Genomic DNA, 10,695 nt, shown 5'->3' on the forward strand with positions numbered 1-10,695 from the left:
CCGGAATATCGAGCAACTTGGAAAGTTGGGGCGAATCCGCTGACTTGGATGTTGCGGAATGCTCAAGTCCGGTCTCAAACCGAAATGGTTTTTTGCACTGCTTGCGACCAGTATTGGGGTGTTTACTCGACCAAATACGAAGTCAACGACAAGCTAGATTTGAGACCACATCATCACGGCAATCACGACTTCAGTCTGCTTCTGCACCCGGGCCAAGACCCTTACGATGCTGCCACGATAATCCTTGGGACGATCTGGCACGATGTTCTGCGGCGGCGCGACGATATCAAAGTAAAAGCATCATGGGAAACAACAGACGTATTTTCAGGAAAGTGATGGCGTTCATCGGGGCTTGCGGCCTGCTGGTGCTCTGCTCTTGTGGCAATGATGGGAGTGGAAGCATTCCAACCGGAAGCCTCGACGACGTGATGAAGGATGCAGCCTCATTTTACAGCATCCGAGGTGGAAGCGATTACGACCGGCTGCCGTTGCGCTACCCATTTCACATCGTTGACACCACGGGTGAACCATTGCTTTGCAACGGGCGTGTGGTAGTGGTGGAAAATGTTACTGCGGTCAATGTGCATTCCAACCTCATTTTCGGCACATACGGCTCAACTGAAGCTTTTGGAAAAGTTCATCTAGGAGGTTGGTTTATCGTTGAGGTTTCTTCGCACACGAATCTCCCAGCAGCGGGGGAGGCAGAATTCGTCCGGACACTGGCAGCGAATGGAGTCACGAACCAAGTTCTCCGTTCCATCAAACCGTTGATCAAGGAGTTCATGCACAATGGGACATTGCCATTTGGCCGTTAGTCCCAACACGCTGTCCCGCCAAAAGAAGTGAACTCGACACGCCAACCAATGCAGCAGCCGTACCATGATAATTTGCACTGGCGCAGCGTTCCGGCTGCACCCGGTGGCGTATTCGTATCTTGCGAATTCGCCGTTGGTGGAGAAACTGTGGTTCACGAACAACACGACGCTGCGGATGACGACGACCCAGAGTTATGATTATCTGAACCGGTTGACGGGCAGCGCCAGCGCGGCCGGCGGCTCGAACGTGGCGGTGTTCAACTACACGTACAATCCGGCGAACCAACGCACGGCCATTACCAATGTGGACGGTTCGCGCTGGGTCTATCAATACGACAACCTTGGGCAGGTGATTTCGGGCCGGAAGTATTGGAGCGACGGCACGCCGGTTGCGGGGCAGCAGTTCGAGTATGGCTTTGATGACATCGGTAATCGCAAATCTACTGCCGCTGGTGGTGATGCGCTGGGGATGAACCTGCGGCATGCCGGTTACACCAACAACAGCCTGAACCAGATCACGGGGCGGAGCGTGCCGGGGTATGCAAATGTGATTGGGAGTGCGTCCAACGCGGCGACGGTGACGTTGTGGGGCGATAATGGAGCTTACAGTGCCACCACCCGCAAAGGAGCTTACTTCCGGGGCGAACTGGCCGTGACCAATACGGTCAACCCGGTATGGCTGACCATCACCAACACCGCCGTGCTCAATAACGGCAGCAACCCGGATATTGTGACCAACACGATTGGGAAGACGTACGTGGCCAAGACCCCCGAAGTGTTTTCCTACGACTTGGACGGCAACCTGACCAATGATGGCCGTTGGGCCTACACGTGGGATGCCGAGAACCGGTTGACCAAGGTGGAAAGTCTGAGTGGCGCGCCGACGGCATCCAAACGCAAAGTGGTTTGGGAGTTTGATGGGAATGGGCGGCGCATCCGGCAAACGACCTACAATGGTAGCAGTGGCAGTTACGTGGCGACGGAAGATTTGAAATTCCTTGCGGACGGTTGGCGGCACATTGCGGAACTGAACGCGACGAATAATGCACTATTGCGCTCCTATTCATGGGGGCTGGATATGGGCGGGACACTGGATGCTGCGGGAGGCGTGGGTAGCTTGCTGATGCTGAACAGCGTCGCCAACGGGGTGCATTACTACGCGTATGATGGCAATGGCAACGTGGCGGCATTGATCAAAGCCACGGATGGCTCTGTCTCGCAACAATGCGAGTATGAGCCGTTTGGCAGGCTGCTCCGTAATACCGGGCTGATGGCGAACGAGAACCGCTTTACCTTCTCGACCAAACGCTGGGATGCGACCACTGATTTGCTGCTGTATGAGTATCGCATCCTAAAGACGGACACCGGAACTTGGCTAAATAGAGACCCGCAGCCCGCAAAGCCTGCGCGTCATGCAGGGCCTCTTGCAACTAGCCGAAAAACATCCCGCCGCCGAACTGGAAAAGGCGGCGGGAGTCGCCACCCATCATGGCACCTGGCGTTTGCGCGATCTCAAGCGCCTCCTGGCTTTGCCCGGCAACGTCGTGCAAATGGACTTTCTGGAAACGCATCCGCTCATCCGTTCCCTGGACGCTTACCGCATCGAACTCGACCAAAACCAAAACACAACCCCCTCAACATGATCCAACTCCAAACCACTCTCCGGCAACTGCGCCTCTCCGGCCTCCTGCAAACCCTGGAGGTCCGGTTGGCCGAAGCGGCCGCCGCCCGCCTGGGCCACGGCGAGTTCCTCGAACTCATCTGCCAGGACGAACTTAACGTACGGCATCAGCGAATGCTCGCCCGCCGCACCAAAGCCGCCGACTTCCGCGCGCTCAAAACTCTCGAAGACTTCGACTGGCAGTTCAATCCCGCCATCCACCGCCAACAAATCTTCGAACTGGCCGCCGGGAACTACCTGCGCGAAGGCAAAGACCTCCTATTCCTCGGTCCGCCCGGAGTGGGCAAAACTACAACGAAGCGAGGCCGCACTCGGCGCTGGAGTATCTGGCACCGGCGGTATTCGCGGCGCGCTGGCGCGCTCCGGTCGGGGCTACGCCCCTCCCTGCGCACGCCAGCGCGGAAACCCTGAAACCATGAACCAAAACTCTCATTGCACTTGGATCAACAAATGGGGGCTTGCCAATCTTGGATCGGTTCCTGCACCATGCGCTCACGATCGCGATTACGGGCCGCAGCTATCGGGTCAAAGACTCGTTGCCGACGCCGGAAACCAAGAAAGCCAGGAAGTCAAACGAACCGCCGACCGCAACCAGCAGAGCCGAGACGGAATAAAGTCAGAGGCCGCCGCGTGCCAGTGGCCAAGACCGGCTGCTACCAGGCTCAACCGGTCTCGGCTCTGCCGGTTGCTAGCGCGCCGTGAAGCGAAAACACTTGATTGGAAAACCAAAACTGATATGAACTCAAGCACCTCGGGGTGGGTGGTTTTGACCCGCAACTTCGTGGCTGGTTCTCACCCGCAAAATGACATTCCCGGCTCAACGACATCCAACTGGGCTTCCTGTTGGGAAGCAAAACTTGTGGGTAATTGAAAGCTTGGCGTGACGCTTACTTTCTATCCACTGCTCGTGATGGCCGTGATCTTCGTCCGGTCTCTTGGTCGTCATCCCAAGTGTTTCATCACAAATGGCAATATTTGTACAGCAAATTGTAGGAAAAAATCCAATTAGTCAGCAGAGAATTGTGGGTAATTGAAAGACTCGGCGTGACGCTTACATTTGTCAGAACCTAGCCAGAGGCGCTACCGGTGACGCTTACGAAAAACCTCCCAAAACCCTACGACGCCAGTTCAGCCATTTTTTCGATGTCAAAGAAGTTTGTAATATCGTGTGACGCTTAAAGATTGCCGGCTTTTTGTTCCATTTGGGTTTGCAGCAACCGAAAACTCCGGCAACCGGGGAATAGTCGCACGGCTTCCTTAAAACTCTTGGCGGCTTCTACGAATCGCCCGGCCTCCTGCCAGCACATGCCACGAATGGACAAAAAAACGGCCAGTTCTTCCGCTGGCGTCAGCGATTTCAAATACCCCTCAACAGCGACTTCTGCTTCCGTCACTTCAAAAGGCCAGTGGCGATAGTAGTCATCCGGGAAACGATTTGCCCCTTGGCCTGTCGCCTCAAAGTTGAAACGCTCCCGCGGGTCCTCCCAACGCACGAATAAGTGCCCCTTGGTCGTCACGAGTTTTAGCGGATACCCTAAACGTCTCCCCACCGCTACGTACAAAACCGGCAGCGAACTGCATGTGCCTTGCGGGTTTGCTCCCGTCAGGCCGTGAAGAAATACGTATCGAGAATCGGCGAAGAACCCATCTCCAACCTTCGCTTCCAAAGCACTAGTCATTCTATTCGACGCATAATGAACCTGAAAATCCTCCGCCAGCACCACCATCAACATGATCATGCGAAAGTACCCTTCAGAGTTTTCAAACTCAGCGGGATTGCGTTGAAAGCGATAGCGATGTCGTTCAGTTTCCGAACGCACCCGGGCAGCCATTCGATCAATGACGGCTAATGTGTTTGTCACATTCAGTTTCTCAGTGCCAGGCAAGCTTTCCGCACAGAGCAAATTCATTTGGGCAATATCAACTCGACTGACATTTATGGGCGACACCTTTAGTAGCACAATCAAACTGTTCGGTTGAAGTGTCTCTGCCGAGAAATCAGCCGACATCAAAATCGCCTCTCTCTTGCACCCCAAAATCAGCACGAGGCAACCTGTAATGGTTATCCGATGACAAATTCTTGCAAGCTGAACGGTCGTATTCATGTGTATTGCCCACAAAATCGAGCGAGAGCCATTTCGCTTTTCGTTCTTAATAATTCTTCCTTCACTCAAACTCGTCCACCAAAGCGAGATAAAGCTATAGCTTGTTAATCTTTTGCCCGAGGCAACTTAGCTCCAATTGCCACTAGAACATTTCCCTCTTTCTCACAAAGAATCAACAGACACCGTTCGTAGGATGGCAGCAACGGATTCTCCGTTGGTGGAAACTTGAATGACCACCAACCCGATGTTCTGCGCCGTTCCAAACCCAAACCAAGAGTATTGCTTTCCTTTTGAGAATTTCATCACCCGCTGATCAGGATTAAGCTCTTTTCCCGCTATAGCGCTGAAATAAACAGGGTCACACCAAATTAAGCTCCTGTTTTCGGCATGTAATTTTTCCTCCAATTTATCAAGCGTCATTCCCTTAAAGTCATCTTCTTCCCAGTGCCCAAAATTAGCGGAACACACGCCAGTTATCGTCTTAAACGAAAATGCTACTAGTATTATGATAAGAATCAGCGCCACTAGACCAACTTGGTATCTTGTTACTAATTTCATTAAAATCCCGAGAAATGTCTTCGCCATTCGACTTTAAGTGCATCTGTACTTGGAAATGCTTGTGTGAAAACAAATGAGGGTAACGGCTTACTGAAACCAGGCACTGGATTAGTTGGCCTCGGAAAGGTTATCGGGTGAGTGGGGAAGAAAGAAAGCATCAAGCCAGACACGTAGCTATTCGAGTTGAACTGATCCCAACCAATGCCTGTGTATGTTTGATTAGGAAACAGCTCATATTCGAGGGTGGTATTTAGAAAATTACCGTTCATTGTACTATTTCGGACTGAAACCATGTCCAAAAAAACCAACGCTTGGGCTGCCGAGGAAAATGTCATGACCAAGGATGGATCACCAAGTGGCAATAGCACATCTCTTATACGATTGAACCCAGCTACCATTTCGTCCTTATCAAACGGATAATCAGGACCAGCTCCGATGGCTATTCCATACATTTGGCATGGACCAATAAAACTATCTGGAGCCAAAGAAGTTTTGCTAAATGCACGCTTAAATTCATACTTCCTTGTTTTCACCAAGTCGACATCGTCGGCCAGCAACCAAAGCTTGGAGTGGTATGCGTGGATGCCCCAGTCGTCCATCACCATATGATTTCCATACCAGAGCTCTATAAAAAGGCCTAAATAGTCAAATTCCCCAATACTCCGGTTCCACGAAAACTGATAAAGATTGCCTCCTCCATGTTCCTGAATCGGATCCCTACTTAACCATCTGCCCGTGCTGGGATTGTAAAAGGCTTCGGCAGAATGTGTGGCGAATAAAAAAAGCCCTGCTGACAATGCCGTTATCAAAGTCCGTTTGCTTTTCATATTTCACCTCGTGTAATTAACTGACGTAACGCAGTTTGGCGTCACTGCGCATGTCCAAGTCAAGATTTGTAGATTTCAAAAACATACTTGGAAGGATACAAGTTTGTGTCGTATGGACTTGGGAGGAGGACCGTAGAGCCGGAATGTTCCTCTAGTTTGAAGATCTGATGGCAGGACAGATGTGCCAAATTTTGTGCCGTCGATTCTAGCCCACCATCGAAGTTTTTGAAGTCGAACCAAGGACTCCTCATTAACGTCCAGCAGTGCTTTGACTTCGATTAAATCCATGCCCATCGGCCCAGTTTCGCCGAAAAAAAGAGCGTGCTTCCGGCCACTGGTCGCCCCTGCTCTGCATCGGTCAACTTTACAACACGCTCCACTTTTGAAGATTGGCATCCAGTTACGATAAGCAAAACCAGCATCAAGGATTTCTCAGCCCAAAACATCGTATCGTAATCATAAGCATAAATCTTCTCAAGACTTCAACAGTTTGATTCGCCATTTGTCGTTTCCCAAGTAGGTAAACCGAATTTTTCCGCGAGTCATTCGCGATGGAATGCCTAAGTCGTCTCGTTTCAATTCGACGCTGTGCATAATTCCCTGCTTTGGAGCAATTTCCCCCGGATTGAATGTGAACGGCTCTTTCAGTTTTTCTTTCCATATAATTGTCAGTTGGTTCTTAATGCGGACAGCATCTAAAAAAGTAGATGTCGCACGCTTTAGAGAGTCCTCAGATTGGGTCGGTACTAATCGTCCACAGGATGCTTCTTCGGGAAGGCCAACAACTTGAACAACCCAAATCTCATTTGTGCTTAGGTTAAACCACTCAAAGCTGACCTCGCTTGGGAATACACCTGACCTCGTCACGCAACCTACGCCTGAAACAGCCAGAGCCAGAATAAGGATTAGATTCTTCACAAGATTTTTCCTCAAAAGCCAACGCCTGCGGCAACAGCTCGCTCCACAATCCACTCGTATGCCTTGCTTGTTTGAAGCGTCCACGACATGCCGATGTCTGAATGGCTGGTTGGCGATCCTTCATACAACCAATCGGTGCGATAGAATTCCCGGGCGTTCTCACCGGTAAAGTGCCACGTCGGGGATACAATCGGTTGGTCATGCCATGTCTTTACCGCGTGGTCGAGGTGCGCAACATTCGCAGGCTTGGATGTTCCCCACCACCGGTCAAACGGCATCTTTGCGACTGCATCAAAAATCCCCACCCAGTTCACGGGAACTGGCTTGTCTCTCGTTCCGCAACAGTCACAACCCAAATCGTTGAGCATCTTGGCGACACCAGCCGCAATGATTGCGCCTCTGCTCCAGCCCGTAAGATTGATTTTGAAGTCGTCTCCATTTTCCTTCGCCTGACAGTAATCTTTACAAATTCGTTTATGCACCGTCAGAGCGATAGAATAGGAATCCAAACCGGTCGCGCCAAAGCGCGGCCCTCGCCAGTACTCACGAGGCCATTCCGATGTCCTCAAATACAATATCCACGGATTTGCTCCGCGTCGTGGCGTTGACCATGTCCCGTCAATCGCATAAAAGGCAAGGCCCAGATCATCCACGTGGCTGAGAGGATTGTTTCCGGCAAACTCATAGATGTTCGGCCCGCCCAGTAGTTCCGATATGCCGCCCCCTTCTTCATCGGTCATCGGATCGCGACCGCAAACATCCCCGATGGGATCACGGCTCAACCATCTGCCCGTGCTGGGATTGTAAAAGGCTTCGGTGGAATGTGTGGCGAATAAAAGAAGCCCTGCTGACAATGTCGTTATCAAAGTCCGTTTGCTTTTCATATTTCACCTCGTGTAATTATCGTGCGTTGCCACTCAACCGCCCTGCTGATCCGCAGCGTTTGTTGGCGTAATTGAACACGGCCACATTCGACCCGCTGACGGCGCGCGTGCTGCCGGCCAGCCGATTCACGATTATTAAATTAAAAATCCGTTTTGTATTCCTTTGTTTTGTGGCCACCAGCATCTAAAAAAGTTACAATCCGAAATTGGACTTTCTTCTCAATCAAGTTCAATTGATCCCTAACTACCGTGTTGTCTCCTGTATCAGATTTAAATTTGGTATTCAGCCAGAGTATGCCATTCGTTTCTTCAATCGAATCCTCTCTACGAGCGTTCTGCGCAGTTCCAATCGCCTGTCCAAAAAGAGATTCCTCAATATGAGCCGTTACGACCATCTGACGCGTAACCATATCATAAACATTGTATGTTGCCGAACCATCATTCTGCTCTGTGACGAATAAGATGGAATTTGTGGACTTAGGCAATGTAAGATAAAAATTGTTGACTCCACGTACGTTAACAAAACGTTTTCCATCAACCTCCAGAACATTCGTCCTTCCAATGTGGGGGCTTACAAAGGCTATACCCGCATACTCGACATTCGACCTAATACGATCCCCCCAACTGCTATTAGAGTTCCCGCCACCTTGCTTTGTGCAACATGTTAAGATTATAGCAGCCGCTACTAATGATAGAATCTTAACCACAAATTATTCTTGTAAGATCTCAAGAAGACGTGAATGCATTTCCCTAGCGACCATTTTTGCGGGGCCATCGCCCAAATCTACATAAACACTGGAAGATTCCCTTAAGTGGTGCGCTTCAACAAATGCCGTGTACCCCCCTACACCTAGAATTGCAATTCCATCGGGAATACCAAACCAAATTTGAAAGCCATTGTGTGCAGGAGAGGTGCTATCGGCAACTGGGTGTTGGGCCTCTCCAATGTATCTGATTGCACCTTCTATCCATCCCTTTGCAGATTCATAGTCACCATTATGGACGGCATTAATGGCATATGTCCGCCATATTTGCGCCCATTTCAAGGTATCTAAAATAAATCTATCATAATTCGCTTTTGCTACTGTTTTGGATTGATACCATGCGCGCATCGCATGTTTATATGAATTTCGGCTGGATTGGGCTTCACAGAATTGGAGAAAGCCACCATCCACCCCATCGGCACTATCGTTCCCTTTCTTCAGCAAGGCAGGCACATTCAACTCTAAGCAATACCATTTATAGTGTGCCCAATCTTTGTTAGCGGGCGCTCGATTTTCCGTTAACCAAGTATCAATCATATCATGGTGTTGGCCTGTTGCCCACATTCCCAAATAGTCAAAACATTCAACTAAGTTATTCCCAGCAAACAGGTAACCACCATCCAATAGTTCCCCACGTCGTCGGGACGGATTTTGCGGGCGACCAAATTGGTCGTTGTTGTGCCGGACAACCGTCCGTCGTCAGTCAGCAACATGCCTTCGTGATACCAATAGAAAGTCAAGGGGGATTGGCCGACGGGGGTGCAGTTGACGGTAAATCCGCCGGGATTGTCGGTGAACGTGAGCACGGGTTGCTTTTCGAATATCGGCGTGGGATTCCACTCCACGCAGCCCATGGAAGGAGGATTCGCCCAAGGCCGGCCAAACAAATCAACGCCGCTGGCAACACTCGTTCCCATGCCGCGACACGGTGAGTCCGGGAACAGACTCACTCCGTCCGCTCGCAGCAGCGGCGCGGTCGCGGTGTTGCCCACCCCCGATGGCAACGGCGTGACACAGGAATACTGCGCCGACAGCCCCGCCGACAGATTTTGTACATTGTAATAAACGATCGAGTTGGTCACGTGCGATACGCCGGAAAATACTTGAACGACGCCAAAGGCCTGGTTCGACACGACGGTGCAATTCACCACGTCCGCATTGGCGATGGCCCCGCCGATAAATGGGCTGGCTTCATTGCCGATCACCCAGCTATTCCGCACCTGGCCTGCAAACAAGCCACTGCCATAAGCAGAGGCAGTGTTTGATTTGATAATGCAGTTGGAAACCACCGCGTTTGAAGATGCACACCACACGCCACCGCCGGAGCGGAGCGTAATGTTGTCCCCCGCCGTGCGGGTCGCCCCGTCCGTTAATGTGAACCCATCCAAAATCGCCCCGTTAGTCAGCCACGCGCAGCGCACCGCCAACGGTCCATTGGTCGCGCCATTACCGCGAATCGTCGTGAAGTAAGGCCCATTCACGCTCCGCACGGTGATCGCTTTGTCCAGCGCCACCCGATTGGTCAGGTCGCCGAACATCACTTTGCCGCCGGTGGCATAGGTGCCATTCGTCACCAACACCAAATCCCCCGGTGACGCCGCGTCAATCGCATGTTGGATATTGGTCGCCGCCGTGGCCCAACTCGCGTACGGCTCGGCGGGGCTTGGACTCTGCAAATTCACATATAACGTGGCGGCACTACTTAGATTACACGCAAAGGCCAGAAATGAAATCGCAAGGCAAACGGTGCGGATGGCGGTTTTCATGGTTTGGTTACTGTTGGTGATAAGCTCTACCATCACTGCCCCCTTGATTCAAGCGGAAGTCGCGCGTGGGCGACTCGGCCGGTGCAGGAAACCAGAAATGCGTTCTAGCTGCGGAGCCGCGTTAGACGGTAGCCCACGGCGTTATAGCGGTTTAATTAAAGTTGTAGCCGTGGCACCGAACAAGTGTAACCCAATGAAGGTGGGGTCCGGATGGGGAATGGCGCCTCTGTCCGCGAGGTTTTGGACTGCGGCAGCCCTCTGCCGCTCTCCGGTCGCGGGCCGATGATTCCACAGCGGCAGAAGACTGCCGCAGGCCGAGGCGCTGCCGCGCCGGTGCTCGTTCCGAACCAAGGACGGTCGTCAGTTTGGCCCCAACG

General features: G+C 51.7%; 9 protein-coding genes and 1 pseudogene. 2 read left to right on the plus strand and 8 right to left on the minus strand.

Translation table 11 applies throughout. The annotated features are described in order from the left end of the window. Nucleotides 1–302 precede the first annotated feature (302 nt). Both M9920_16065 and M9920_16070 read left to right on the plus strand, forming a co-directional pair. On the plus strand, nt 303–815 hold the full coding sequence (locus M9920_16065) for a hypothetical protein (GenBank protein ID MCO5053794.1): 513 nt from the start codon (nt 303–305) through the stop codon (nt 813–815). Between the two features lie 175 nt (nt 816–990). Next, nucleotides 991–2,727: pseudogene (locus M9920_16070) on the plus strand (ATP-binding protein). A gap of 944 nt (nt 2,728–3,671) precedes the next feature. Here M9920_16070 and M9920_16075 read toward each other — a convergent pair. The 8 genes from M9920_16075 to M9920_16110 form a co-directional block, all read right to left on the minus strand. Further along, nucleotides 3,672–4,601: a hypothetical protein gene (locus tag M9920_16075; protein ID MCO5053795.1), complete on the minus strand. Its 930-nt coding sequence runs from the start codon at nt 4,599–4,601 to the stop codon at nt 3,672–3,674. 162 nt (nt 4,602–4,763) lie between these two features. Beyond that, nucleotides 4,764–5,186: a hypothetical protein gene (locus M9920_16080; protein MCO5053796.1), complete on the minus strand. Its 423-nt coding sequence runs from the start codon at nt 5,184–5,186 to the stop codon at nt 4,764–4,766. Next, the gene (locus tag M9920_16085; GenBank protein ID MCO5053797.1) at nt 5,159–5,986 is read right to left on the minus strand and encodes a hypothetical protein; all 828 of its coding nucleotides are present in this window, start codon (nt 5,984–5,986) and stop codon (nt 5,159–5,161) included. The genes M9920_16080 and M9920_16085 overlap by 28 nt, the downstream gene beginning before the upstream one ends. Before the next feature lie 474 nt (nt 5,987–6,460). Then, on the minus strand, nt 6,461–6,904 hold the full coding sequence (locus M9920_16090; protein ID MCO5053798.1) for a hypothetical protein: 444 nt from the start codon (nt 6,902–6,904) through the stop codon (nt 6,461–6,463). Nucleotides 6,905–6,915: 11 nt separating this feature from the next. After that, nucleotides 6,916–7,788, minus strand: a complete 873-nt coding sequence (locus tag M9920_16095; protein ID MCO5053799.1) for a hypothetical protein — start codon at nt 7,786–7,788, stop codon at nt 6,916–6,918. A 140-nt stretch (nt 7,789–7,928) separates the two neighbouring features. Continuing rightward, nucleotides 7,929–8,495: a hypothetical protein gene (locus tag M9920_16100; GenBank protein MCO5053800.1), complete on the minus strand. Its 567-nt coding sequence runs from the start codon at nt 8,493–8,495 to the stop codon at nt 7,929–7,931. A 3-nt stretch (nt 8,496–8,498) separates the two neighbouring features. Then, nucleotides 8,499–9,089 (minus strand): hypothetical protein, encoded by a 591-nt coding sequence (locus M9920_16105; protein MCO5053801.1) that lies wholly within the window; start codon nt 9,087–9,089, stop codon nt 8,499–8,501. Nucleotides 9,090–9,139: 50 nt separating this feature from the next. Beyond that, nucleotides 9,140–10,318, minus strand: coding sequence for a right-handed parallel beta-helix repeat-containing protein (locus tag M9920_16110; protein MCO5053802.1), 1,179 nt, complete (start codon nt 10,316–10,318; stop codon nt 9,140–9,142). Nucleotides 10,319–10,695 lie beyond the last annotated feature (377 nt).

Source organism: Verrucomicrobiia bacterium, assembly GCA_023953615.1.
Lineage (GTDB): Bacteria > Verrucomicrobiota > Verrucomicrobiia > Limisphaerales > JADLHS01 > JADLHS01.

Bases quoted from the DNA above. Each gene is read 5' to 3' on its own strand.
- M9920_16065 (MCO5053794.1), top strand. From the start codon at position 303: ATGGGAAACAACAGACGTATTTTCAGGAAAGTGATGGCGTTCATCGGG.
- M9920_16105 (MCO5053801.1), bottom strand. From the start codon at position 9,089: ATGATTGATACTTGGTTAACGGAAAATCGAGCGCCCGCTAACAAAGAT.
- M9920_16085 (MCO5053797.1), bottom strand. From the start codon at position 5,986: ATGAAAAGCAAACGGACTTTGATAACGGCATTGTCAGCAGGGCTTTTT.
- M9920_16080 (MCO5053796.1), bottom strand. From the start codon at position 5,186: ATGGCGAAGACATTTCTCGGGATTTTAATGAAATTAGTAACAAGATAC.
- M9920_16075 (MCO5053795.1), bottom strand. From the start codon at position 4,601: ATGAATACGACCGTTCAGCTTGCAAGAATTTGTCATCGGATAACCATT.
- M9920_16110 (MCO5053802.1), bottom strand. From the start codon at position 10,318: ATGAAAACCGCCATCCGCACCGTTTGCCTTGCGATTTCATTTCTGGCC.
- M9920_16095 (MCO5053799.1), bottom strand. From the start codon at position 7,788: ATGAAAAGCAAACGGACTTTGATAACGACATTGTCAGCAGGGCTTCTT.